This window comes from Desulfomicrobium escambiense DSM 10707 (genome assembly GCF_000428825.1).
GTDB lineage: Bacteria > Desulfobacterota > Desulfovibrionia > Desulfovibrionales > Desulfomicrobiaceae > Desulfomicrobium > Desulfomicrobium escambiense.
Genome location: NZ_AUAR01000006.1, coordinates 143,455 through 167,171, shown reverse-complemented (window position 1 = coordinate 167,171; position 23,717 = coordinate 143,455). Strand labels below are relative to the sequence as shown.

29 protein-coding genes are annotated in these 23,717 nt (G+C 64.4%); 11 read left to right on the top strand and 18 right to left on the bottom strand.

Annotated features, from left to right (window positions below; all coding sequences use genetic code 11):
• Positions 1-10 precede the first annotated feature (10 nt).
• The 7 genes from fabF to G394_RS0107405 form a co-directional block, all read right to left on the bottom strand.
• Positions 11-1,252 carry a beta-ketoacyl-ACP synthase II gene (fabF, locus tag G394_RS0107435; RefSeq protein ID WP_028577127.1) on the bottom strand — a complete coding sequence of 414 codons (1,242 nt, stop codon included), beginning with the start codon at positions 1,250-1,252 and terminating at the stop codon, positions 11-13.
• Between the two features lie 112 nt (positions 1,253-1,364).
• Positions 1,365-1,595 (bottom strand): acyl carrier protein, encoded by a 231-nt coding sequence (gene acpP, locus G394_RS0107430; protein ID WP_028577126.1) that lies wholly within the window; start codon positions 1,593-1,595, stop codon positions 1,365-1,367.
• Between the two features lie 44 nt (positions 1,596-1,639).
• Entirely contained in the window at positions 1,640-2,383 is a 744-nt protein-coding gene (fabG, locus tag G394_RS0107425) for a 3-oxoacyl-[acyl-carrier-protein] reductase (protein WP_028577125.1), read from the bottom strand.
• A 56-nt stretch (positions 2,384-2,439) separates the two neighbouring features.
• The gene (locus G394_RS0107420; RefSeq protein WP_028577124.1) at positions 2,440-3,429 is read right to left on the bottom strand and encodes a beta-ketoacyl-ACP synthase III; all 990 of its coding nucleotides are present in this window, start codon (positions 3,427-3,429) and stop codon (positions 2,440-2,442) included.
• Between the two features lie 43 nt (positions 3,430-3,472).
• Positions 3,473-4,540, bottom strand: coding sequence for a phosphate acyltransferase PlsX (gene plsX, locus G394_RS0107415; protein WP_028577123.1), 1,068 nt, complete (start codon positions 4,538-4,540; stop codon positions 3,473-3,475).
• A complete protein-coding gene (gene rpmF, locus G394_RS0107410) occupies positions 4,533-4,712 on the bottom strand; it encodes a 50S ribosomal protein L32 (RefSeq protein WP_012805285.1) in 180 nt (59 codons plus the stop codon). Before rpmF ends, plsX begins: the two co-directional genes overlap by 8 nt.
• A 26-nt stretch (positions 4,713-4,738) precedes the next feature.
• Positions 4,739-5,197, bottom strand: a complete 459-nt coding sequence (locus G394_RS0107405; protein ID WP_051307028.1) for a YceD family protein — start codon at positions 5,195-5,197, stop codon at positions 4,739-4,741.
• A gap of 264 nt (positions 5,198-5,461) precedes the next feature.
• Here G394_RS0107405 and rpmB point away from each other — a divergent pair, with 264 nt between their 5' ends.
• Entirely contained in the window at positions 5,462-5,662 is a 201-nt protein-coding gene (gene rpmB, locus G394_RS0107400) for a 50S ribosomal protein L28 (RefSeq protein WP_028577121.1), read from the top strand.
• A gap of 73 nt (positions 5,663-5,735) precedes the next feature.
• On the opposite strand, the gene G394_RS0107395 is transcribed toward rpmB, so the two are convergent.
• The 6 genes from G394_RS0107395 to G394_RS0107370 all read right to left on the bottom strand — a co-directional run bounded on the left by G394_RS0107395 (position 5,736) and on the right by G394_RS0107370 (position 10,104).
• Entirely contained in the window at positions 5,736-6,332 is a 597-nt protein-coding gene (locus G394_RS0107395) for a superoxide dismutase (RefSeq protein ID WP_028577120.1), read from the bottom strand.
• Between the two features lie 161 nt (positions 6,333-6,493).
• Positions 6,494-7,636: a THUMP domain-containing class I SAM-dependent RNA methyltransferase gene (locus G394_RS0107390; RefSeq protein WP_028577119.1), complete on the bottom strand. Its 1,143-nt coding sequence runs from the start codon at positions 7,634-7,636 to the stop codon at positions 6,494-6,496.
• A gap of 89 nt (positions 7,637-7,725) precedes the next feature.
• Positions 7,726-9,120, bottom strand: coding sequence for a glutamate--tRNA ligase (gene gltX / locus G394_RS0107385; protein ID WP_028577118.1), 1,395 nt, complete (start codon positions 9,118-9,120; stop codon positions 7,726-7,728).
• 108 nt (positions 9,121-9,228) lie between these two features.
• Entirely contained in the window at positions 9,229-9,450 is a 222-nt protein-coding gene (locus G394_RS0107380; protein WP_028577117.1) for a NifU family protein, read from the bottom strand.
• 49 nt (positions 9,451-9,499) lie between these two features.
• Positions 9,500-9,850, bottom strand: coding sequence for a ferredoxin-thioredoxin reductase catalytic domain-containing protein (locus tag G394_RS0107375; RefSeq protein ID WP_028577116.1), 351 nt, complete (start codon positions 9,848-9,850; stop codon positions 9,500-9,502).
• On the bottom strand, positions 9,850-10,104 hold the full coding sequence (locus tag G394_RS0107370) for a glutaredoxin family protein (protein ID WP_028577115.1): 255 nt from the start codon (positions 10,102-10,104) through the stop codon (positions 9,850-9,852). The genes G394_RS0107375 and G394_RS0107370 overlap by 1 nt, the downstream gene beginning before the upstream one ends.
• A gap of 123 nt (positions 10,105-10,227) precedes the next feature.
• Between G394_RS0107370 and G394_RS0107365 the strand changes: the two genes are divergently transcribed.
• Positions 10,228-11,379: a DegT/DnrJ/EryC1/StrS family aminotransferase gene (locus G394_RS0107365; RefSeq protein WP_028577114.1), complete on the top strand. Its 1,152-nt coding sequence runs from the start codon at positions 10,228-10,230 to the stop codon at positions 11,377-11,379.
• Between the two features lie 116 nt (positions 11,380-11,495).
• Here G394_RS0107365 and rarD read toward each other — a convergent pair whose 3' ends face one another.
• Both rarD and mtgA read right to left on the bottom strand, forming a co-directional pair.
• The gene (gene rarD, locus G394_RS18355) at positions 11,496-12,374 is read right to left on the bottom strand and encodes an EamA family transporter RarD (RefSeq protein WP_043775025.1); all 879 of its coding nucleotides are present in this window, start codon (positions 12,372-12,374) and stop codon (positions 11,496-11,498) included.
• A 59-nt stretch (positions 12,375-12,433) separates the two neighbouring features.
• Positions 12,434-13,195: a monofunctional biosynthetic peptidoglycan transglycosylase gene (mtgA, locus tag G394_RS0107355; protein ID WP_084435418.1), complete on the bottom strand. Its 762-nt coding sequence runs from the start codon at positions 13,193-13,195 to the stop codon at positions 12,434-12,436.
• A gap of 97 nt (positions 13,196-13,292) precedes the next feature.
• On the opposite strand from mtgA, the gene G394_RS0107350 reads away from it, so the two are divergent.
• On the top strand, positions 13,293-13,898 hold the full coding sequence (locus G394_RS0107350; RefSeq protein WP_028577112.1) for a nitroreductase family protein: 606 nt from the start codon (positions 13,293-13,295) through the stop codon (positions 13,896-13,898).
• Between the two features lie 19 nt (positions 13,899-13,917).
• Entirely contained in the window at positions 13,918-15,318 is a 1,401-nt protein-coding gene (gene fumC, locus G394_RS0107345) for a class II fumarate hydratase (RefSeq protein ID WP_028577111.1), read from the top strand.
• Between the two features lie 42 nt (positions 15,319-15,360).
• On the opposite strand, the gene G394_RS0107340 is transcribed toward fumC, so the two are convergent.
• The 3 genes from G394_RS0107340 to G394_RS18350 are packed head-to-tail and all read right to left on the bottom strand — an operon-like array spanning position 15,361 to position 17,845.
• A complete protein-coding gene (locus tag G394_RS0107340) occupies positions 15,361-16,128 on the bottom strand; it encodes a glycosyltransferase family 2 protein (protein ID WP_028577110.1) in 768 nt (255 codons plus the stop codon).
• Positions 16,121-16,756 (bottom strand): dTMP kinase, encoded by a 636-nt coding sequence (gene tmk, locus G394_RS0107335; RefSeq protein WP_028577109.1) that lies wholly within the window; start codon positions 16,754-16,756, stop codon positions 16,121-16,123. Before tmk ends, G394_RS0107340 begins: the two co-directional genes overlap by 8 nt.
• A gap of 9 nt (positions 16,757-16,765) precedes the next feature.
• A complete protein-coding gene (locus G394_RS18350; RefSeq protein ID WP_043775022.1) occupies positions 16,766-17,845 on the bottom strand; it encodes a 3'-5' exoribonuclease YhaM family protein in 1,080 nt (359 codons plus the stop codon).
• A 246-nt stretch (positions 17,846-18,091) separates the two neighbouring features.
• On the opposite strand from G394_RS18350, the gene G394_RS0107325 reads away from it, so the two are divergent.
• From G394_RS0107325 to gap, 7 genes are read left to right on the top strand one after another with little or no spacing between them, the layout of a single operon-like run.
• Complete coding sequence (locus G394_RS0107325; protein WP_028577108.1) at positions 18,092-18,436, top strand: 4Fe-4S dicluster domain-containing protein; 345 nt, start codon at positions 18,092-18,094, stop codon at positions 18,434-18,436.
• A complete protein-coding gene (locus tag G394_RS0107320) occupies positions 18,417-19,565 on the top strand; it encodes a 2-oxoacid:acceptor oxidoreductase subunit alpha (RefSeq protein ID WP_028577107.1) in 1,149 nt (382 codons plus the stop codon). Before G394_RS0107325 ends, G394_RS0107320 begins: the two co-directional genes overlap by 20 nt.
• A gap of 2 nt (positions 19,566-19,567) precedes the next feature.
• Complete coding sequence (locus G394_RS0107315) at positions 19,568-20,404, top strand: 2-oxoacid:ferredoxin oxidoreductase subunit beta (RefSeq protein WP_028577106.1); 837 nt, start codon at positions 19,568-19,570, stop codon at positions 20,402-20,404.
• Positions 20,397-21,008, top strand: coding sequence for a 2-oxoacid:acceptor oxidoreductase family protein (locus G394_RS0107310; RefSeq protein WP_028577105.1), 612 nt, complete (start codon positions 20,397-20,399; stop codon positions 21,006-21,008). Before G394_RS0107315 ends, G394_RS0107310 begins: the two co-directional genes overlap by 8 nt.
• Complete coding sequence (surE, locus tag G394_RS0107305) at positions 20,966-21,727, top strand: 5'/3'-nucleotidase SurE (RefSeq protein WP_028577104.1); 762 nt, start codon at positions 20,966-20,968, stop codon at positions 21,725-21,727. The genes G394_RS0107310 and surE overlap by 43 nt, the downstream gene beginning before the upstream one ends.
• Before the next feature lie 21 nt (positions 21,728-21,748).
• Positions 21,749-22,672 carry a class II fructose-1,6-bisphosphate aldolase gene (gene fba, locus G394_RS0107300; RefSeq protein ID WP_028577103.1) on the top strand — a complete coding sequence of 308 codons (924 nt, stop codon included), beginning with the start codon at positions 21,749-21,751 and terminating at the stop codon, positions 22,670-22,672.
• A gap of 18 nt (positions 22,673-22,690) precedes the next feature.
• On the top strand, positions 22,691-23,686 hold the full coding sequence (gene gap, locus G394_RS0107295) for a type I glyceraldehyde-3-phosphate dehydrogenase (protein ID WP_028577102.1): 996 nt from the start codon (positions 22,691-22,693) through the stop codon (positions 23,684-23,686).
• Positions 23,687-23,717: the final 31 nt, after the last annotated feature.

The following is a 23,717-nucleotide window of genomic DNA, read 5'->3' as shown; positions in this document are numbered from 1 at the left end:
CGGCGGATCGTTATTTGAAACTGCGCAGGATGATGGAGGCGTTGGTGCCGCCGAATCCGAACGAGTTGCTGATTCCGTATTCAAGCGCCATTTCCCGGCTGCCGTTCGGCGTGTAGTCGAGGTCGCAGTCCGGGTCCGGGGTGTCCTGGTTGATGGTGCCAGGAACGATGCCCGTGACGAGGCTCATGGCCGTGAACACGGCCTCGGCTCCGCCGGCGGCGCCCAGAAGGTGGCCGATCATGCTCTTGTTGGCGGTGATGGGCATCTTGTAGGCGTGGTCGCCGAACACGGCCTTGAGGGCCTTGGTCTCGGTCTTGTCGTTGAGCTTGGTCGATGTGCCGTGGGCATTGACGAAGGATACCAGTTCCGGGGCCAGCTCGGCGTCGCGCAGGGCGCATTTCATGGCCTGGGCCATGCCCGTACCGGACTCCTCGGGGGCTGCGATGTGGTAGGCGTCGCCCGAGGCGCCGTAGCCCACGACCTCGGCGTAGATCTTGGCGCCGCGCTTCTTGGCGTGCTCGAGTTCTTCGAGCATGAGCAGGCCCGCGCCCTCGCCGATGACGAAGCCCGTGCGGTCGGCGTCAAAGGGACGGCTGGCCTTGGTCGGCTCGTCGTTGCGCGTGGACAGGGCCTTCATGGCCGTGAATCCCGACACGCCCATGGGCGTGATGGTCGACTCCACGCCGCCGGTGATACAGGCCTTGACCCGGCCGAGCTTGATGTCGGAGAAGGCGTAGCCGATGGCGTGGGTGGCCGAAGCGCAGGCCGAGGTGGTCACCAGGTTGGGGCCTTTGGCGCCGGTCTGGATGGAAATCTGCCCCGAGGCCATGTTGGCGATCAGCATGGGGATGAAGAAGGGCGAGATGCGTCCGGGCCCGGACTTGAGGAGCTTGGAATGGAAGTCCTCGATGGTCGACAGGCCGCCCAGGCCGCAGCCCAGCAGCACGCCGACCTCGGGGGCCGTCTCCTCGTCCATGACCAGGCCGCAGTCTTCCATGAGCTGCTTGCCTGCGGCCACGGCGATCTGGACGAAGCGGTCCATGCGTTTGGCGTCCTTGACGCTGGCATAGTCCGTGGGGTCGAAATTCTTCAGTTCGCCCGCGATCTTCGCGTCGAACTCCGAGGCGTCGAAGAGGGTGATGGGGCCGATGCCGCTCACGCCGGCCACAAGGTTGGCCCAGCTGTCCTGCAGGGTGTTTCCGATGGGGGTCAGGGCCGACAGGCCGGTTACGACAACGCGTTTACCAATCATGATCTTCTCGAAAAATGGGACATGCCCTGCGGACGGGTCCGCAAGACGGTGCATGAAAAAAAAGGTACCCCAGACGGACCGGGGTACCGTGTCATGTCGACGGTGCGGGTCCTTAGGACTTGGACTTGATGTAGTTGACGGCGTCCTGGACCGTGGCGATCTTCTGAGCGTCCTCGTCATCGATCTCGATGTCGAATTCCTCTTCCATGGCCATGATCAGTTCGGTCAGGTCGAGGGAATCGGCGCCCAGGGACTCCACGAAGGAGGACTCGGGCTTCACTTCATCCGCGGAAACGCCCAGCTGCTCAACCACCAGTTCTTTGACTTTTTCTTCGATAGACATTGCTTTCCTCCAAAGTGTGTATGCGTACGAATTGAGGAACCAGGCTACAGGTACATGCCGCCGTTGATTCCGAGCACCTGACCGGTGATGTAGGACGCCTGGTCGGATGCGAGATAGGCCACGGCGTCGGCGATTGCCTGCGCCGACCCGAGGCAGCCCAGGGGAATGCGTTCCAGGTACTTGTCCCGCACTTCCTTGGGGAGTGTTTCAGTCATGTCGGTCTCGATGAACCCCGGCGCGATGGCGTTGACGGTCACGCCGCGCGACCCCAGTTCCAGTGCCGCGGCCTTGGTCAGCCCGATGAGGCCGGCCTTGGATGCGCAGTAGTTGGCCTGTCCGGCGTTGCCCATCTGACCCACGACGGAAGAAATGTTGACGATGCGGCCGCGGCGCTGCTTGAGCATGATCTTGGCCGCCTGCTGCAGGCAGACGAAGGCGCCGGTGAGGTTGATGTTCAGCACCTGCTCCCACTGCTCGCGCTTCATGCGCATGATCAGCCCGTCCTTGGTGATGCCGGCGTTGTTGACCAGCACGTCGAGGCTGACCTTGTCCTTGATGTGCTCGGCGAAGAAGGCCTCCACGGCGTCCCAGTCGCTGGCATCCAGCAGGAAGCCCCGGGCAGTCCCGCCTGCGGCGGCGACTTCGGCGCACACGGCCTCGGCAAGCTCCGGACGGCTAACGTAGGTGAAATAAACCTGGTACCCCGAGCCTGCAAGTTTTTTTACGATGGCCCGGCCGATGCCGCGGGTGCCGCCGGTGACCAGTGCCGTCTTGATCGGTTCGCTCATGGTTGACCTCGTGGGGTTGCTGGAAACGCAGGAGTTGAGTGCGTACTCAATGACCGCTAAAATTGCAACAAGGCCGATGCCCAGGTGAATCCGCCGCCGAACGACGACAGCAGGACCTTCATGCCGGGCTGGATGCGGCCGGTGGCCACGGCCTCGGTCAGGGCGATGGGGATGGAGGCGGCCGAGGTGTTTCCGATGCGGTCGACGTTGACATAGACCTTGTCCATTCCGACATCGAGCTTCTTGGCGATGGCCTCGATGATGCGGATGTTGGCCTGGTGGGGGATGATGAGGTCGACGTCGTCGGCCGTCAGGCCGTTGCGCTCCAGGACCGTCTCCGAGACCTCGGCCATGCAGCGCACCGCGTACTTGAACACGTCGCGGCCGTTCATCTGTACGAAATATTCAGGACCCACTGGCTGGCCGAGAACCGGCTTGCAGGCCGAGCCGCCGCCGTGGATGGTCAGGAGGCCGCCGACCGATCCGTCGGCCTTGAGCATCGCGTCCAGGACCTTGACGGGACCGGGATTGGCCGCGCCCGTGACGATCGCCGCCCCGGCTCCGTCACCGAAAAGTACGCAGGTCGTGCGGTCTTCGAAGTTGACGCGCGAGGTGCAGACCTCGCTGCCGACGACAAGAATCCTGGCTTCCGGGTGGAGGCAGGTGAAAGCCCTGGCCGTTTCCAGACAATAGAGGAAGCCGGAGCAGGCCGCAGCCAAGTCGAAGGCGGGCAGGCCCTTGAGTCCCAGCATGTCCTGCAGCAGGCAGGCCGTGGTCGGGAGGTTGTAGTCCCCGGAAAAGGTGCCGACGAAGATGTGGGTCAGGTCCTGGGGCGCGAGGCCGGCGTTGTCCAGGGCCTTGCGGGCGGCGTTGAAGGCCAGGACCGAACAGGGCTCGTCGCCCTGGGCGAAGTATCGATTCGTGATGCCGGTGCGGGTCACGATCCATTCGTCGGATGTGTCGACCATGCGTTCGAGGTCCGCATTGGTCATGGCGGTCCGGGGCAGATGAAGCCCCAGGCCGGAGATGTAGCACGGTGAAGACATGTGATTCCTACGTTCCCTTGGGATCGCCGGGCCGAGTCCGGGGCTAGAGCGCCGAGGCTTCCTGACGCGTGGCCGAAGCCTGGCCGCTTCTGGAGAACAGGCTCAGTTCCGTGTTGGCGTGCAGGCCGGCCACGAGTTGGTCGTTGGCTTTTTTCTGCACGAAGAGCGCAGCCTGCTGCAGGGCGGTTGTGATGGCGCGGGCGTTGGACTTGCCGTGGCAGACCATGGCTATGCCGTTGAGGCCCAGGATGGGGGCGCCGCCGTACTCGGCGTAGTCGATCTTCGTGGCGAAGCGCTTGAACGCGGGCAGGGCGATGAGCGTCCCGAGCCGGGACCAGATGGATTTCTTGAGTTCCGTCTTGAGCATGGAGGCCAGGGCCGAGCCCAGCCCTTCGCTGAGCTTCAGGGCCACGTTGCCCACGAATCCGTCGCAGACGATGACGTCGGTCTCGCCGGTGAAGACGTCGCGGCCTTCCACGTTGCCGACGAAATTCAGGGATGAACTCTTCAGCAAGGCATAGGCTTCCTTGGTCAGCGCGTTGCCCTTGCCTTCCTCCTCGCCGATGCTCAGGATGCCGACCTTGGGATTGGCGATGCCCAGCACGTGCCTGGCCAGCACTTCGGCCATGAGGCCGAACTGGACCAGGTTGTAGGGCTTGCAGTCCGCGTTGGCGCCCACGTCGATGAGGACGATGGGCTTCTTGAGCGTTGGCATGATGGAGGCCAGGGCTGGCCTGTCCACCCCGTTTATGCGGCCGAGGATGAACATGCCGCAGGCCAGGGCGGCTCCTGAATTGCCGGCGGTGACGCAGCCGTGGGCGCGGCCTTCGCGCACCAGGCGGAAGGCCACCTGCATGGAGCTGTCCTTCTTGCGCCGCAGGATGTCCGAGGGCTTCTCGGCCATGCCCGCCACCTGGGTGGTGTGCACGACCTCGATTTCCACGTCGGCGTGCGGATGTCTGTCCAGTTCCTTGCGGATGGACGTCTCGTCACCGACCAGGATGATCCTGGCGCCGGTCTCGCGGGCAGCGGCGAGGGAGCCCGGAACATTCACTTCCGGGCCGAAATCCCCCCCCATGGCGTCCACGGCGAGACAGATGTCTTTAGGCATCTGCGGCCTTGGTGTACTGGCGTCCCTTGTATTTGCCGCAACCGGGGCAGATGCAGTGGGACAGGCTGGCTTCGCCGCACTCGCAGTACACGACGTTGGGGATGGCCACGTGGTCGTGGGAACGGCGCATGTTTCTTCTGGACTTGGATGTTTTCTTCTTAGGCAATGGCATGATGGCACCTCTATCCTGAACGAGATCTAATTGGTTTTGATTTTAACGCCTTGCAGCGCCCGGGCCAGAGGGGACTGGCTGTCCAGGTTGCTGCAGACGCATGGCTCCAGGTTCCTGTTTTTGCCGCAGTGCGGGCATAGACCCAAACACGTGTCGGCGCAAAGTATTTTTTCGGGCAGGGCCAGCTGGAATTCCTCCCACAAAAGCCCGGCCACGTTGAGTTCCCAGCCCGCGTCCGTGGCGCGGAGGTGGCTCTCTTCGCCTTCGAGGGCCTCGACATCCTCGTGGGCTTCGAAGGTGTCGAAGGCGTGGTCCACTTCGACGGTCGCATCCTCCAGGCAGCGGTGGCACGAAGCCTTGATTGCGCCCTTGATGCTGCCGTGGATCAGGAATCCGTCCGCCTGGGGGACGATGAAGAGCGTTGACAACAGGGGCGTCATGGCTTCAAAGTCGAACTGGAACTCCTTCCAGAGTTCCCGCCACAAGCCCTGATCCTCAAATGAAAATTCCCGACCGGTCGCCGGGAGATGTGTCAGCCCAATCCAATGTTCGACCATGAGTGTACCTCGAATCGAAACGTGTATATGGGTCTTCTTTTTCCTGTCAAGGATTTTTACTTGCCATTCCCGGCGGCCGGATATATGGGTGCAAATTCCTCTGGCGGCAAATTATGTTCATGGCCTGCCGGAAGGTCTCGGAGCTGCCAGGCCATGACAGCTTAAGATATTTTCACTACTCAGGAGGACGATATGTCAAAGGTATGCGAAGTATGCGGGAAGAGGCCCCAGGTCGGCAACAACGTCAGTCACGCCAACAACAAGACCAAGCGGCGCTTCATGCCCAACCTCCAGTCCGTTCGCGCCCAGCTGCAGTCCGGCGAAGTGAAGCGGATGCGTGTCTGCACCCAGTGCATCCGTTCCGGCGCCGTGACCAAGCCCGTCGCCAACTAGGCTGTCCTGTCTTTTCCAGCAAAAAAGGCGACCCTCGGGTCGCCTTTTTTGTTGATGATCGCTTTGCGCCTTCTCACTTCTTGAGCTGGTGGTTCACGAAGTCCCAGTTCACGAGCTTGTCGAGGAAGTCCTGCAGATAGTCCGCCCGCCGGTTCTGGTAATCAATGTAATAGGCGTGCTCCCACACGTCGGCCGTGAGCAGGGCCTTGGCGCCGTGGGCCATGGGCGTGTCGGCGTTGGGGGTCTTCATGATCTCGAGCTTCCCGTTTTTCTCCACCAGCCAGGCCCAGCCGCTGCCGAACTGCGTCATGCCGGCCTCCTTGAAGGCCTTGGCGAAATTTTCGTAGCTGCCGAAGGCCTGGTTGATGCCTTCGGCCACGGCCCCGGTAGGTGCTCCGCCACCGCCGGCCTTCATGCAGCGCCAGTAGAAGGAGTGGTTCCAGACCTGGGCGGCGTTGTTGAAAATGCCGACCTTGGAGGGGTCGCCGGCTGTGGCCATGACGATTTCACGCAGGGTCTTGCCGTAGAGGTCCGTGCCCGCAATCAGCTTATTGGTGTTGTCGATGTAGAGCTGGTGGTGCTTGCCGTGGTGGAAGTCGAAGGTTTTGGCGCTGATGTACGGGCTTAAGGCGTCCTTGGCGTAGGGAAGATCCGGGAGCACGAAGATCATACAAGCCTCCTTTTGATGAATGGAACATTGTGCCGCTTGTTCGGTGAAAATCCGTCCGTCGTGCGGACGGGGAGTCACACGGGGGAAGTCGACTCCAAAGTGAATCAATGGGGTGGTTCTGTCAACAGGAGACGAAGAAAAGGGTGACTTCTCACGGCCCGTCAATACAGGGCGAACTTGGCCAGACGCCCGTCCAGGCCGCCGTTTTTGAGGGGTTTTTTCCATTCGGGCTTGAGCCCGATGTGCTTGAGCAGGGTCCTGTCGCCGAAATAGACGAAGGCGGTGGAGCCCTGGCAATGGCGCTTCAGATGGTCGCCGAAATGCTTGAACCAGGCGCCCATGTCGTCGCCCTTGCCCAGGCGGATGCCGTAGGGCGGGTTGCAGACGATGGTCGTGCCGGCGAGGTCCAGGCGCTCGAAGAAATCCCTGCGTCCCACGATGACGTCCTCGCCGCCGGGCAGACGGGAGAGGTTGACGCGGGTGGCTTCCACGGCCGCGGGGTCCAGGTCGCTTCCGCGCAGGTCCGCTTCGTTCCCCGTTTCCGGGTCGATGGAAGACGTGTCGCGCCGTTCTCGCTCCCACAGGTTCTGCTTGAAGTCCGGTAGACGCTGGAAGCCGAAATTGCCGCGCAGCAGTCCGGCGGGGAGGTCGGCCGAAAGCATGAGGGCTTCGCACAGGATGGTTCCCGAGCCGCACATGGGGTCCACCAGAGGGGAGCGGCCATCCCAGCCGGTCATGCGCAGCATGGCCGCGGCCACGGTCTCGGCCATTGGCGCGTCGACACTCTGCACCCGGTAGCCGCGGCGGTGCATGGAGCCGCCGGAAACATCCAGGCTGATGGTCGCCGTGTCCTCGTGGATGTGCAGGTGCAGCCACAGGTCCGGTTCGCGCGGGTCCACGCTCGGCCGGCGGCCCGTGCGGTCGCGGAACCAGTCGGCCACGGCGTCCTTGAGTTTGAGGCCCGCGTATTGGGAGTGACCGATGGCGCTCTTGGAAACGTTGGCGAAGACGGCGAAAGTCTGATCCGGGGTCAGAAAGTCTGACCAGCGGACGTCCCGGGCCCCGGCGTAGAGGGCCTTGTCCGTGAGGCTGGGAAAGCGCACCAGCGGTGCAAGGACGCGCGAAACCAGCCGGGAACGGTAGACGATGTGGTACAAGGCCTGGTCGGCGGCGCGGAAACGCACGAAGCGGAAGCCGCGGGTGCAGTCCGTGGCCCCCAATTCGGCCAGTTCGGTCAGCGCCAGGTCTTCGATGCCGTCGGCGACCTGGGCGGTGAAGAGGTTGGATTTCTGGTAGTCGTACATGGGGTGGACCTTGTGGACGGTATGGACGGCATGGACGTGATGGACACGGCCGGAAGAGAAGGAAAAGGCCCGGTTCCCCGGGCCTTGGCTTACAGGGTCAGGGCCTTGCGGAAGCGCGCCAATGTGCGCTCGCGGCCGAGGACCTCCATGGTCTCGAAGAGGCCGGGGCTCATGGTCGTGCCGGTGATGGCCACGCGGATGGGCTGGGCCAGGGCCTTGAACTTGAGTCCGGTCTCCTCCAGGTAGGCTGCGGCCATGTCCTCCAGGCTCTTGTGGTCGAAGGCGGGCAGGGCTTCCATGCGGGAGGCCATGACGGCCAGGTGTTCGCGGATCTCCGGGGTCAGGAACTTGGCCAAGGCCGCTCCGTCGTAGGGCAGGGTCTCGGCGTCGTGCAGGAAGAAGGCGGCCTGCTCGGCCATCTCCTTCAGGGTCTTGGCGCGGGGCTGGTAGAGGGGGACGATGGCCTCCAGGTACTCGGGAGCGGGGTCGAACTGCGTGGCCTGGCGGACGATCTCGCCCAGCAGGCCAGCCAGCCGCGGCACGTCCCCGGTCTTGATGAAGTGGCTGTTGGTCCAGTTGAGCTTGTCCATGTCGAAGACCGAGGCCGATTTGCCGAGGCCCTCCAGGGAGAATTTCTCCAGCAGCTCGTCGCGCGTGAAGAGTTCGTCGTCGCCGTGGGACCAGCCCAGGCGCACGAGGTAGCTGAGCATGGCTTCGGGCAGATAGCCCATGTCCTTGTACATCATGACCGAGGTCGCCCCGTGGCGCTTGCTCATCTTCTTCTTGTCGGGCCCGAGGATCATGGGCACGTGGCCGAATTTGGGCAGGGGGAAGCCCAGGGCCTGGTAGATGAGGATCTGCTTGGGCGTGTTGTTCTGGTGGTCGTCGCCGCGGATGACGTGGGTCACGCCCATCTCGGCGTCGTCCACGACCACGGCCATCTGGTAGATGGCCGAGCCGTCGGCGCGGCGGATGACGAAGTCGTCCATCTCCTGCACGTCCCAGGCGATGGGTCCCTTGATGATGTCGTCGAAGACGACCTTGCCCGTGAGCGGCGTCTTGAAGCGCACCACCCGGCCCGGTCCGGGCCCGAGGCCCATCTCGCGGCACTTGCCGTTGTACTTGGGCTTGAGCCCGTTGGCGCGGGCAGTCTCGCGCATCTCCTCGACCTCTTCGGGCGTGCAGGAGCAGTAGTAGGCCCCGCCGGTCTCGAGCAGCTTGTCCACGTAACTGTTGTAGATGTCGCCGCGCTCGCTCTGGAAGAAGGGGCCCTCGTCGAAGTCCAGGCCCAGCCAGTGCATGGCGTCGATGATGGCGTCGGTCATCTCCTGCGTGGAGCGGGCCTGGTCCGTGTCCTCGATGCGCAGGATGAACTTGCCGCCGTTCTGGCGGGCGTACAGGTAATTGAAGAGCGCCGTGCGGGCGCCGCCGATATGCAGGTAGCCCGTGGGGCTGGGGGGGAAGCGGGTCACGATCTGGGTCATGGTGTTTTCCACTATCCGGCGGCTCACGCCGGCTGCTGCCGCGCCCCGCGCATGGCGGGGTGCGGGAAAAGGTTTTGGCTGTGTCGGGAGGGCCGATGGCGCGACGGGCTAGACGGCCTCGACGGCCTTTATGCCCGGCACCATCTTCTTGACGGCGCGCTCGATGCTGTTTCGAAGCGTCATCTGGGACATGGGGCAGCCCTTGCAGGCCCCGGTTAGGCGGACCTGGACGATGCCGCTGGGCAGGATACCGACCAGTTCCACATAGCCGCCGTCGGCCTGCAGGATGGGCCGCACGGTGTCGAGGGCTTTTTCGACCTGTTCTCGCATGGCGTTCTCCGGGGCCCGGGCACTATCCGCGGCGCCGGGCCCGTGTCAATCATTCCTCGAAGAGCAGCCCGGCCATGAGCTTTTCCGGGTCGCGGCGCTCGGGCACGACCTCGTGCGGGATCCTGTCCTCGTTCCAGTCCTTGGAGACGTAGAGGCCGCAGTAGCAGGCGCCGAACTCGGCCACGTCGGGCTCGCGGTAGACGCAGGGGCAGAAGATGTCCTTGTCCAGGTCGCGGTTGCCCGAGGCCAGGCGACAGGGGCAGGCCATGTAGCCGTAACGGTCGCGGTTGATCAGCAGGCTCTCCATGAGGTCAAGGACGAAGGCCCTGTCCCTGTTGAAAAAATAGCCCTTTGATTCCTGCAGAGGCCGCAACTTGTCGAGGAGTTCATCGGGCGTCATCATCTCTCAAGCGCCTCTTTGATCTGGTCCTGCTTGAAGCCGACGATGGCTTCCTCGTCCACGAGCAGGGTGGGGAAGGAGAGCTTGGGGTTGACCTTCTTGATGGCCTCGATGATCTGCTTGCGCTCCTCGCCTTCGAGCTTGTCGACGAAGATGCAGTCGTACTTGGCGCCGCAGTCGTCGAGGTATTCCTTGGTCTTCTTGCAGTGGATGCAGGTGCTCAGGGCGTAAAGCGTGATGGATTTGTTGTTCATAGATCCTCCTTGCTATGCAGAGGGCGTTGGGATAGCCCTTGGCCGTCTCATGGATTGGGAAGCTATAAAGATTAATCGCCCCGCCGTCCATGACGGGATGGGGCCTTCCTGTTGGAGAGCACAATGCGCGAGAATTTTTTGGTTTTCGGGTCGCCCAGGATTGAAGAGGACGAGATTGAGGAAGTGGTTTCCTGCCTGCGCAGCGGCTGGATCGGGACCGGCCCGCGGGTGGCGGAGTTCGAGCGCCGTTTCGCCGCCTACAAGGGCGCCACGCACGCCATCGCCGTCAACTCCTGCACTGCCGCCCTGCATCTGAGCATCTTGGCCGCCGGCATCGGGCCCGGCGACGAGGTCATCACCACGCCCATGACCTTCTGCGCTTCGGTCAACGCCATCATCCACGCCGGGGCGACCCCCGTCCTGGCGGACATCGACCCGCGCAGCATGAACATCGACCCGGAAAGGGTCAGGGCGAAGATCACGTCGCGCACCAAGGCCATCCTGCCCGTGCACTTCGCCGGCCGTTCCTGCGACATGGATCCGCTCTGCGCCATCGCCGAAGAGCAAGGCCTGACCATCATCGAGGACTGCGCCCACGCCATCGAGACGGAGTACCGCGGCCGCAAGGCCGGGAACTTCGGCGATTTCGGCTGCTTCAGCTTCTACGTGACCAAGAACGTCATCACCGGCGAGGGCGGCCTTATTCTCGCCCGCAAGCCCGAGTACGCGGCGCGTCTCAAGGTCCTGGCCCTGCACGGCATGTCCGCCGACGCCTGGAAGCGTTTCGGCGACGAGGGCTACAAGCACTATCTCGTGACCGAGGCCGGGTTCAAGTACAACATGATGGACCTGCAGGCGGCCATCGGCCTGCGGCAGATGGAGAAGGTCGAACCGTTCTGGGAGCGGCGCCGGGAAATCTGGACACGCTACATGGATGAACTGTCCGACCTCCCCCTGACCCTGCCCGCGCCCGTGGAGCCGGACACCCGCCACGCGTTCCACCTCTTCTCCATCCTGGTGGACGAGGCGCGGACCGGCATCAGTCGCGACGCCTTCCTGTCGGCAATGACGAAGTACAAGATCGGCGTGGGCGTGCATTACCTGTCCATCCCCGAACACCCGTTCTATCAGGGCCGCTTCGGCTGGTCTCCGGACCAGTACCCGCACGCCCGCGACATCGGCCGCCGCACGGTCAGCCTGCCCATCTCGGCCAAACTGACGGACGCCGACGTGACCGACGTCATCCAGGCCGTACGGGAGATTCTGGGCAAATAGGCCCGGCCGGCCCCATCCGCGATCCGACATGCACGGGGTGCAGGGGGCGAACCCCCTGCCCGCCGGAGGCAACCTCTTCCCCAAAGCCGGCCAGTCCGGCTTTTTTTACGCCCTGTTCACGACGTACGGCGCAAGGCGCGCCCGAATCGCCAGCGTTCGAGCAGAAAAAGGAGCAGGGCCGCCCAGACCATGGAGAAGCCCGCCAGCTGGGAGCGGGTGAAGGGTTCGTGGTACATGAAGACGCCCAGCAGGAACTGGATGGTGGGGGCGATGTACTGCAGGATGCCGATCATGGACAGGGGGATGCGCTGGGCTGCGGCGGCGAACAGGGCCAGCGGGGCCGTGGTGACCGCGCCTGCTCCGATCAGGAGCAGATCAGAGAGCGTGCCGGCGTGGAGGAAGACCCCCTTGCCGTCGAATTCGCTCCAGGCGAGCCAGGCCAGGGCGGGGGGGAGCAGGAGGGCGGTCTCCAGGGTCAGGCCCTCGAAGGCGGGCAGGGGCGCGCGCTTCTTGACCAGGCCGTAGAGGCTGAAGGTCGATGCCAGCACCAGGGCGACCCAGGGCAGGCGCCCGTAGTCGAAGGCGAGGTAGACGACCCCGACGGCGGCCAGGGCCAGGGGCGCCCACTGCAGACCCCGCAGGCGTTCGCGCAGGAAGAAGACGCCCAGCAGCACCGAAAGTAGGGGCGTGATGAAGTACCCCAGGCTCGCCTCAACGATGTAGCCCGCGTTGACGCTCCAGACATAGATGAACCAGTTCACGCCGATCAGAAGGCTTGCCAGGACGTAGCAGCGCCGGACCTCGGGGGACAGGCGGCCGCACAGGGGACGCAGTCGCCCGAGCAGGCCCAGGAACACGGCCAGAGTGACGAAGGACCAGGCGATGCGGTGCGACAGGAGTTGGGCCGTGGGCACGTGCCCCAGCAGCTTCCAGTAGACGGGCAGCAGGCCCCAGCTGATGTAGGCCCCGGCGGCCATGATGATTCCCGGTTGCATGTCGTGTCTTCTTCCCTTTCGAGTGTGGTTGCGGTGGCGGCGCGGGGCGGGCGGCGCCGCTAGAGGCTGTTCAGGTACTCCGGACCGAGTTGGCGCATCTGGTTCTGGACCCAGTTGGCCCGCTGCATGACGTAGGGAGATGGGCGCTGGGCCAGGAGCCGCCGCGGGTTGGGCAGCACCGAGGCCAGGATCGCGGCCTCGTAGCGGCTGAGACGGTCGGGCGTCTTGCCGAAAAATCGCTTCGCCGCCGCCTCGACCCCGTACGTCCCGTCCCCGAATTCGGCGATGTTCAGATACACCTCCAGAATCCTCTCCTTGGACCACAGGATTTCGAGCAGGACGGTCAGGCCCGCCTCCAGCGCCTTGCGCACGTAGCTGCGCCCGGACCAGAGGAAGAGGTTCTTGGCCACCTGCTGGGTGATGGTGCTCGCCCCGCGGACCCGCGCGCTTTTCTCGTTGTGCTCCATGGCGCGGGCGATGGCGTCCACGTCGAAGCCGAAGTGGCTGGGGAAGTTCTGGTCCTCGGCGGCGACAACGGCCAGGGCCATGTGCCGCGAGATGTCCTTTATCGGGGTCCACGCATACATGACGGCCGGGCCGCCGTCACCGAAAAGCCGCTCGGCGTGCCGTACGAGCATGAAAGCGCTGGTGGGCGGCGGCACGAAACGCAGGACGGCGATGAGGAGCACGATCCCCGGCAGGAGCCATCCGGCCCCGCGCAGCACGCGGCGCAGCAGGCCTGAAGGGCCGCTGCCCGGCTTGCCGCTGGTTGAGCGCGCCGGGGTGCGGCGCGTGGTGGCGGAGGTTGTCTTGCGTGCCATGTTGGGGCTAGTGGTTCGGTTGCAGGGCGGACGCCCGGCCAACGCTTGTGCGCTCGGGCCATGCCAAAGTCAATCCGCACCATACGAGGGGACGAACATGAATCTTCTGCGCAACGCAACCCTGGACACCATCCACGCCCGTCACAGCATACGGCAGTTCTCGCCCGAGCCCCTGCCCGAGGACATGCTCACGACCATTCTGGACGCGGCCAACCAGGCCCCTTCGGCCCACAACCGCCAGTCCTGGAAGTTCGTCGTCCTGGAGGGCGACGCCCGGACGGAACTGGCCGAACGCGTCTCAGCCATATCCAAGACCTTCGAGAAGCCGGCCTCGTCGCTCCTGCGCATGGCCGCCCGCAGCATAGCCTCGGCCCCGGCGACAATCGCCGTGGTCAACACCGGCGACCTCATCAGCCACGGCACGGAACTGTTCGAGGTCGACCGGGACCAGGCCTTCGACTTCTTCCGCACCATGGAGATCCAGAGCTCGGCCGCGGCCGTGGAGAATCTGCTCCTGGCCGCCACGTCCTTGGGCCTGGGCGCCGTGTGGCTGGGCATACTCTACCTGGTCAAGGACCGGGTGCTGGAGTTTCTGCAGGAGCCCGGGGGCGAGTTCATGGCCGTGGTGCCCGTGGGCAAGCCGCTTCGGCCCACCCAGGGTCCGAACAAGAAGCCTTTGGAGAACGTCGTCAAGAAAATCTGATCAGCCGGAGGTGGGCGTCATGGCCGAAATGCGCATAGAGACCGACAGCATGGGGCCCGTCGAGGTCCCGGCCGACCGTTACTGGGGAGCCCAGACCCAGCGCTCTCTGAAATACTTCCACATCGGGCATGACCTCATGCCGGGTGAAGTCATCCACGCCTTCGGCGTGCTCAAGCTCGCGGCGGCCCGGGCCAACCTGGGTCTCGGGAGGCTCCCGGGGGAATTGGCCGAGCCGATCATGGCCGCCTGCCGCGAGGTCATGGACGGGTCCCTGGCCGGACATTTCCCCCTGCACGTGTGGCAGACGGGCAGCGGCACCCAAACCAACATGAACGTCAACGAGGTCGTGGCCAACCGGGCCATAGAGATGCTGGGTGGGGTCATGGGCAGCAAGCGACCCGTGCATCCCAACGACCACGTCAACATGTCCCAGTCCTCCAACGACACCTTTCCGGCGGCCATGCACATCGCCGCGGCCCTCATGCTGACGGGCGAGTTCCTTCCGGCCGTGGAGGCCATGCGGGCCGGGCTGGAGGACAAGGCCGCGGCCTGGGACCGTATCGTCAAGATCGGCCGCACGCACCTGCAGGACGCCGTGCCCATGACCTTGGGACAGGAGTTCTCGGGCTACGCGGCGCTGCTGGCCGACAATCTGGAGCGCCTGCGCGGCTGCCTGCCGCATCTGTACCGGCTGGCCCTGGGCGGTACGGCCGTGGGCACGGGCCTGGGCACGCACCCCGACTTCGCGCGCACGGCGGCGCGGGAGATCGCGGATATCACGGGCCTGCCCTTCGAGCCCGCCCCAAACTTCTTCGCCGCCCTTTCGGCCCATGACGCCGTGGTCGCGACCTCGGGCGCCGTGCGCACCCTGGCCGGGTCCCTGATAAAGATCGCCAACGACATCCGCTGGCTGGCCTCGGGGCCCCGGGCCGGCATCGGGGAACTGGTCCTGCCAGCCAACGAGCCCGGCTCGTCCATCATGCCCGGCAAGGTCAACCCGACCCAGTCCGAGGCCATGACCATGGTCGCGGTGCAGATCATGGGCCTGGATGCTGCCGTGGGGTTCGCCGGGTCCCAGGGCAACTTCGAGCTCAACGTCTTCAAGCCCCTCATGATCTTCAATCTGCTGACCGGCATGCGCCTGGCGGCCGACGCCTGCCGGAGCTTCTCGGAGCACGCCCTCAAGGGCCTGGCGGCCGACGAGGCGGTCATCGCCCGGCATGTGGGGAATTCGCTCATGCTGGTCACGGCCCTGTCGCCCGTCATCGGCTATGACAAGGCCGCCGAGGTGGCCCACAAGGCTCACTCCGAAGGCACGGGCCTGCGGCAGGCCTGCCTTGAACTCGGGTATCTGGACGGGGAGAGGTTCGACGAGCTGGTGCAGCCGCTGCGGATGGCCAGGCCGCACGGGACGGGCTGATGATGCATTCCCGCCGCTCCGGGAAGCGGAGCGGCGGGAGGTCTACGCGCCTTTTTTGTCCCGTTGATTGAGTTCCGCCAGCCGGATGTACTTCTGGAAGGCGTAGAAGAAGGAGTTGACCGCCAGCACGAAGCCGGCCTTGCCGTCGAGGAAGCCGCGGCGGAAGACGTAGATCTTCAGGAACCTGGCCAGGCCGTGGCCCAGGGCCTTGGCCACGCCCGAGCGCTTGCCCTTGGCGTGCATCTCCTCGGCGGCGATCTGGGTGTAGTAGTTGATCTTGTCGACGTGCTGCTTCAGGTTCTCGTAGGGGTAGTGGATGATGTCGCCCGACAGGCGGCGCGTCTTGCCCCTGGGCTCGAAGCCGTAGTGCGGGCCCGAGACGTGCACGCCCGTGTCGGCCAGGCGGAAGACGCGCGGCAGCAGGTCGGGGTACCAGCCGCTGTGGCGCAGGAAGCGGTCGAAATAGAACGACGTGCGCGGGCAGATGAAGGCGCTCATGCCCTGCGTGTCCCCCAGAGCCGTCATGACCGAGGCCCGCAGTTCGTCGGACAGGATCTCGTCCTGGTCCAGGGATACCACCCATTCCGTCTTCACGTGCTCGAAGGCGAACTCGAACTGCTTCTTCGGGCCGGGCCAGGGGTTGACCAGCACCGTGGCCCCGTGGCGTTCGGCGATGTCGCGCGTGGCGTCGGTGCTGCCCGAGTCCACGACCAGCAGCCGGTCGCAGAAGTCCAGCGATTTCAGACATTCATCCAGATACTTGGCCCCGTTCAGGGTCAGGACCAGCCCCGTGACGGTGGGCCTAGCCAAGGCCCTTCTCCTCCAGTCCGCGCAGGATGGCGGCGAAGACTGCGTCCTCGTCCCTGTTGGCGTCCACCACCAGGAAGCGTCTGCGGTGCAGGGCGGCCCAGGTCAGGTAGCCTTCGCGGATGCGGGTGTGGAAGGCCATGCTCTCGGCCTCGAAGCGGCCTTCGGTGGTGGCCTTGTTGTCGCGCATGTTGCGGGTCAGGGCGCGTTTGAGGCCGATCTCCGGGTCCACGTCCAGGAGGATGGTCACGTCGGGCCACAGGCCCTGCACGGCCACGTCGTTCAATTGGTGCAGCAGGCTCGGTTCAAGCCCCCGGCCGTAGCCTTGGTAGACCACGGTTGAGTCGGCGAAGCGGTCGCAGATGACGGTCCGCCCGTCCTCCATGGCCGGCCGGATGATCGAGGCCACGTGCTGGGCGCGGTCGGCCAGGTAGAGGAACAGCTCGCCGGTGGGGCAGAGGTCGCTGTTTTTGGGGTCGAGGAGAATCCGGCGCAGTTCCTTGCCCAGGCGGCTCCCACCGGGTTCAAGGGAGTGCAGGACGTCGTGGCCCTGTCTCACGAAATGCTCGATGAGTTTTTTGCACTGCGTCGATTTGCCGCAGCCTTCCATGCCTTCGAACGTCAGAAACATGCATTCACCTCACTCGTGGTTGGATGTTGCGGTGAAGCCCATGGCCTTCAGCAGGGGCGAGGCGTCGGGTTTCGGGACGGCCTTCCTGGCCTGTTTCGGCTCCGCCCCCGGAGTCTGCTTCGGCGTGCGCTCCGGCTGGAAGAGGTAGCGGCCCAGGGTGCGGTGGTACTCGCTCCAGCCCTGCGCCTCCTCGCCTTCGGGGGTGGTCAGGGCGCCCTGCACGGTGTTGATCTTGGAATCCAGGTTGTCGGCGTAGTGCAGGACGAAGGCCTCCATGGTCTGCGGCACGCAGGGTGAGCCGAAGGCCAGTTCGCCGTGGTGGGCGACGATGATGTGCTTGAGGTGCATGGCCAGGCCCTCGGGCAGGTCCTTGGCCTTGCGCAGGAAGGGCCCCAGCAGCTCCAGGCCGATCTGGATGTGCCCCAGCAGGCGCCCGGAGTCGGTGTACTCGCGGCTGACGCCGTGGGACAGCTCGAAGGCCTTGCCCAGGTCGTGGCACAGGGCGCCCACGAAGAGGATCTCCTTGTCGATCTGCGGGTACAGCTCCGACAGGGCCCTGCAGATGCGCATGATGGACAGGGTGTGCTCCAGCAGGCCGCCGGCGTAGGCGTGATGGATGGTCTTGGCGCCGGGCGCGCTCAGCAGGGCTGTGCGGATGGTCTCGTCGCGCAGGATGCTTTTGCACAGGGCGGACCAGGGCTTGTATGTCAGTTCGGCGTGCAGGAAGGTCTCCAGCTCCTCCAGGAGCCGGGCCGGCGGGACGGCGGAGGTGGGCACGAAATCGGCCATGTCCAGGCCCCGTTCCGCGGGGTCGATCACGACCATGCTGTTGATCCGCAGCTGCCGGACGCCGTTGTACGTCTCCTCCCGGCCGTTGACCTCGACGAACTGATCGACCTGCAGGGACTCGTAGTTCTGGCTCTGGGGGAACCAGATGCGCGCCTCGATGCTGCCTGTTCGTCCCGTCAGGGTCAGGTGCCAGTATGGTCCGTTCTTGGCCTTTTTGGACTGGGCCTGGGAAATGACAAAAATGCCTGAAACAGTCTGATCTTCGGAAAAATCGCTTACGGATTTTTTTTCATTCGTCATCGAGTTGCAATTCCTGTATGAATATGGGAAAATACCGTTACGTCGAAGTATTATAATTTTCAAGAAGATTGGACGGTTGAAGCCTCGCCTGCTATGGTATCAAGCGGCGTCTTTTCCGTCCTTACAGGTAAGTTTTCGGCCTTGGCAAGGAGTGTGGCCCTGCCTGCCGGGTCAGAACGCTTTTCAGGGGCGGGGGCGTGTCGTTCGTGTGACCTGCAACGGAACATCCAAACACAAGCGAAAGTTATGTCCAAAAAGAAAGGTCTGGCAAAAGTGACGATTTACCCGGACTGGTGCAAAGGCTGCGGAATCTGTGCCGCCTTCTGCCCGGCCGGGGTGTTCGAGCTTCGTGCGGACGGCAAGTCTCACGTGGTCCGCGAGGAAGAATGCGTGAACTGCGGCTTCTGCGAACTGCATTGTCCCGATTTCGCGGTTTCCGTGACGCCCAAGGAGATCAGCCGCAGAAAGACCGATGCGTGCGTGGATCTGCGCGTCGAGGCCGCGGATCCGTCCGCCGGGACGGATCCGGGTCCGGAAGAGAATGTTGGAACACCTAACCGGGAAGAGGATCATGGCCACAAAAAAGCGTAAGAAGAAGGAAATGTTCGCCCTCGGCAACGAGGCCGTGGTCGAAGGCGCCCTGCTTGCCGGTTGCACCTTCTATGCGGGCTATCCCATCACCCCCTCCACGGAAATCGCCGAGGTCATGTCCGCCAGGCTCCCGCTGGTCAAGGACGGCGTCTTCCTGCAGATGGAGGACGAGATCGCCAGCATGGGCGCCATCATCGGTTCGTCCCTGGCCGGCCGCAAGTCCATGACCGCAACCTCCGGCCCCGGCTTCTCCCTCATGCAGGAGAACCTTGGCTACGCCTGCATGACCGAGGTGCCCCTGGTCCTGGTCAACGTCATGCGCGGCGGGCCGAGCACCGGACTGCCGACGAGCCCGGCCCAGGGCGACGTGCAGCAGGCGCGCTGGGGCTGCCACGGCGATCATCCCATCATCGTGCTTTCGGCCAGCGACGTGCAGGAATGCCTGGAAATGACCGTTGTGGCCTTCAATTTCGCCGAAAAGTACCGCACGCCCGTCATCCTGCTCCTGGATGAGATCACGGCCCACACCCGCGAGAAGATCGTCATCCCCGACCCGGAGGATTTCGAGATCATCTCCCGCGTCACGCCCGCCATGCCGCCCGAGTGGTACGTCTCCTACGAGGAGACCATGCGCGGCGTGCCGGCCTTGCCACCGCTCGGTTCGGGCTACCGCTTCCACGTCACGGGCCTGACCCACGACCAGAACGGCTTCCCGACCTCCAAGCCTGACGAGGTCAAGGCCCTCATGCACCGGCAGTTCCGCAAGATCGACCAGTTCTTCTACGACATCCAGCTGGTGGACGAGGTGAACTGCGACGATGCAGAGGTTGTCGTCGTGGCCTACGGCTGCGTGGCCCGTTCGGCCGAACTGGCCGTGCACATGGCCCGCGAGCGCGGGGTGAAGGCGGGGCTCCTGAAGCTCAAGACCCTCTTCCCCTTCCCCAAGACCGCGGTGCAGACCCTGGCGCGCCAGTGCAAGGCCCTCGTCGTGCCGGAGATGAACATGGGTCAGATTTCGCGCGAGGTGAAGCGCGTCAACAACGGCTTGACCCACGTCATCACCAACAACCGCGTCGACGGGCAGATCATCACCCCCTCGGAAATCTTCAAAAACATCATGCAGGCGTGACCATGGCACAGGTAACACAACTCATCCACGACTACCTCCGGCACAACAAGAAGTTCCCCCACGTGTACTGCGCGGGCTGCGGTCACGGCATCGTGCTCGGGTCGCTCATCCGCAGCGTGCACGGCCTGGGCTACGCCAAGGACGACATCGTGCTCGTGGCCGGCATCGGCTGCTCCGGCCGCATGGCCGTCTATGTGGACTTCAACACCGTGCACACCACCCACGGCCGGGCCCTGACCTTCGCCACGGGCATCAAGATGGCCAACCCGAACTTGAAGGTCATCGTGGTCATGGGCGACGGCGACGCCATGTCCATCGGCGGCAACCACCTCATCCACGCGGCGCGGCGCAACATCGGTCTGACCACGCTGGTCCTGAACAACAACATCTACGGCATGACCGGCGGCCAGTACTCGCCGACCAGCCCCGTGGGCACGGTCTCGGCCACCTCGCCCTTCGGGCAGCTGGAGCGCAGCTTCGACATCGTGGACATGGCCATGGCCAGCGGCGCGAGCTATGTGGCGCGCGGTACGGTCCTGCACGCGACCATGCTCGACGGGCTCATTTCCGACGCCCTGGAGAAGCCCGGCTTCAACCTGGTGGAGATCCTGACCCCCTGCCACACCCAGTACGGCCGCAAGAACAAGTTCAAGACCGTGGTCGACATGTACCAGTGGTACAAGAAGAACACCGTGAAGCTCGACCGCTACCGCCAGCTCACGCCCGAGGAGCAGGGCAAGTTCACGCCCATCGGCGTGTTCCGCGACGAGATGAGGCCAGGTCTGGAAACGCGGTACGCCGAACTGCGCAACAAGCTTCAGGAGCAGCGTCATGCCTAAGCAGCACGAACTGAATCGATTCGAGATCCGTCTCTCCGGCACGGGCGGGCAGGGTATCCTGACCCTGGGCAAGATCATGGGCCAGGTCCTGGCCATCGACCACGGCTTCCACGTCACCCAGACCCAGAGCTATGGCCCCGAGGCCCGCGGCGGCGCCAGCCGGGCCGACCTGGTCATCAGCTCGCACCGCATCAGCTATCCCAAGCCCGTAAACCTTGACATGCTCGTGGCTCTCAGTCAGGAGGCCTGCAACCTGTATTTTCGGAACCTGAAGCCTTCGGGCTTCCTGCTCGTGGACACCTCCCTGGTGACGCAGACGCCCTCGAACATCTTCTGGGGCCTGCCCTTCACGAGCATGGCCCGGGACAAGGTCGGCGTGGCCCAGGCCACCAACATCGTCTGTCTCGGGGCCTTGAGTCACTTTCTGCCTTTCATGAACTTCAACAACGTGAAAAAGGCCCTGGCCGGGGTGCTCCCGGCCAAGATACTGGACGTCAACGTCAAGGCCCTGACCCTGGGATACAACCAGGCCAGGAAACTCTATCCGGACGCTTCCGACAAATGGACATTCTCCTCACCAATGACGATGGAATCCGAGCAGTAGGTCTGCGAGCCCTGTACGCGGCGCTGGTCAAGGCCGGTCACCGCGTGCATGTGGCCGCGCCCATGACCGAGCAGAGCGCCGTGGGGCACTCGGTCACGCTCTTTTCGCCCCTGCGGGTCAGGGAAGTGGAGGAGTCGGGCTTCTCGGGTCTGGGCATCTCGGGCACGCCGGCGGACTGCGTCAAACTGGCCCTGAGCCACCTGCTCCCGAAGCGTCCGGACATGATCGTGTCGGGCATCAACGCCGGCGCCAACGTCGGCGTTGATGTCCTTTATTCGGGCACCGTGTCGGCGGCCACCGAGGGCGCCCTGGCCGGCATCCCGGCCATGGCCGTGTCCGTGGACGACTACCACCCGGAAGAGCTCTCGGCCCAGGCCGGGTACGCAGTGCGCATGCTCGGGGAGGACATCTGGTCGGGTTTCCCCAGCCAGTGCGTCCTGAACGTCAACTTCCCGGCCGGCCCCCTGGACCGGTCCAAGGGCCTCAAGGTCTGCCGCCAGACCTCGTGCACCTACCGGGACTGGTACGACGAGAGGAACGACCCCCGCGGCAACCCCTACTACTGGCTGTGCGGCGTCATCCCCCCGGAAAATGTTGAGCCCGACACGGACCGGGGATATCTGTCGCGCGGGTACATCACCGTCACGCCCCTGACCTTCGACCTGACCCATGCCGCGTACATGGAGACCCTGGCCCGGCAGCTGGCAAAGAACGAATAACCGGATTTCAAGGAGAACATCATGCCCCTGACCACCCCCAAGGAAATGTTTGCCCGAGGTTACGTCGAAGGGTTCGCCGTCGGCGGTTTCAACGTGAACAACATGGAGATCATCCAGGGGATCATGGAGGCGGGCAATCTCGAGAAATCCCCGCTCATCCTGCAGGTCTCGGCCGGCGCGCGCCGCTACGCCGGACAGGTCTACATCATCAAGCTCATGGAGGCCGCCCTGGCCGAGAACGACCTGCCCGTCTGCCTGCACCTGGACCACGGACAGAATTTCGAGATCTGCAAGGAAGTCATCGACGGCGGCTTCACCTCGGTCATGATCGACGGTTCGCATCTTCCCTACGAGGAGAACATCGCCCTGACCAAGAAGGTCGCGGCCTACGCCCATGACCGCGGCGTGTGGGTCGAGGCCGAACTGGGGCAGCTCTCCGGCGTGGAGGACGACGTGGACGTCGAGCACAGCGTCTACACCGACCCGGACCAGGCCGCCGAATTCGTCGGCCGCACGGGCTGCGACTCTCTGGCCATCGCCATCGGCACCAGCCACGGCGCCTACAAGTTCGCCGGCGAGGCCAAGCTCGACTTCGACCGCCTGGAGAAGATCAAGGCCCTGCTGCCCGGCTATCCCATCGTCCTGCACGGCGCGTCGTCCGTGCCCCAGGAGTTCGTCGAGATGGCCAACGCCTACGGCGCCGAGATCGCCGGTGCCAAGGGCGTGCCAGAGGACCTGCTGCGCAAGGCGGCCGCTTCGGCCGTGTGCAAGATCAACATCGACACGGACATCCGTCTGGCCATGACCGCCACTATCCGCAAGTATTTGGTCGAGAACCCGTCGCACTTCGACCCGCGTCAGTATCTGCAGGTCGCCCGTAACGCCGTGCGCGACATGGTGGCCCACAAGATCCGCAACGTCCTTGGTTCATCCAACAAGATTTAAGCCCACGAGGAACAGAACATGGCTGTCAAAATCGCACTGAACGGATTCGGCCGCATCGGCCGCTACCTGGCCCGCATCATGGCCGGCAACAAGGACCTTCAGCTGGTCCGCGTCAACGCTCGCGGAGACAACGCGCAGCTGGCGTACCTGCTCAAGTACGACTCGGTCCACGGCACCTTCGCCGGGGACGTCACGCCCAACGAGCAGGGCTTCCTGCTGAACGGCCAGCAGGTCGAGGTCACCCGCAACGCCCCCGACGCCTGGGACTGGAAGGGCATCGACATCCTGGTCGAGTCCACGGGCAAGTTCACGGACCGCGAGAGCTGCGAGAAGCACTTGGCCGCCGGCGCGAAGAAGGTCCTCATCTCCGCCCCGGGCAAGAACGCCGACCTGACCGTGGTCATGGGCGTCAACGACGCCCTCTACGACCCGGCCGCGCACAACATCGTCTCCAACGCGTCCTGTACGACCAACTGCCTGGCCCCGGCGGCCAAGGCCCTGAACGACGCCTTCGGCATCAAGCACGGCCTGATGACGACCATCCACTCCTACACCATGAGCCAGCGCATGCTCGACGGCACCCACAAGGACATCCGCCGCGGCCGGGCCGGCGCCATGAACATCCTGCCCACGACTACGGGCGCGGCCAAGGCCGTGAGCCTGGTCATCCCGGCCCTGGCTGGCAAGCTCGACGGCATGGCCGTGCGCGTGCCCACGCCCAACGTGTCCTTGGTGGACCTGGTGGTCGAGGTCGAGAAACCGACCACGGCGGCCGAAGTCAATGCGGCCCTGAAGGCCGCGGCCAGCGGTCCCGAGGGCGGCGCCATGGGCTACACCGAAGTGCCGCTCGTCTCCATGGACTACGTTGGCAGCCATTACGGCGGCGTGGTCGACGGCCTGTGCACCTCGGTCATGAACGGTTCCATGGTCAAGATCATCGTCTGGTACGACAACGAGGCAGGCTTCACACATCAGTTGAAGCGCCTGGTTGCCATGGTCGGGGCCAAGCTCTAGGGATTTCTGCACATTCCGCACAGAAACGCCC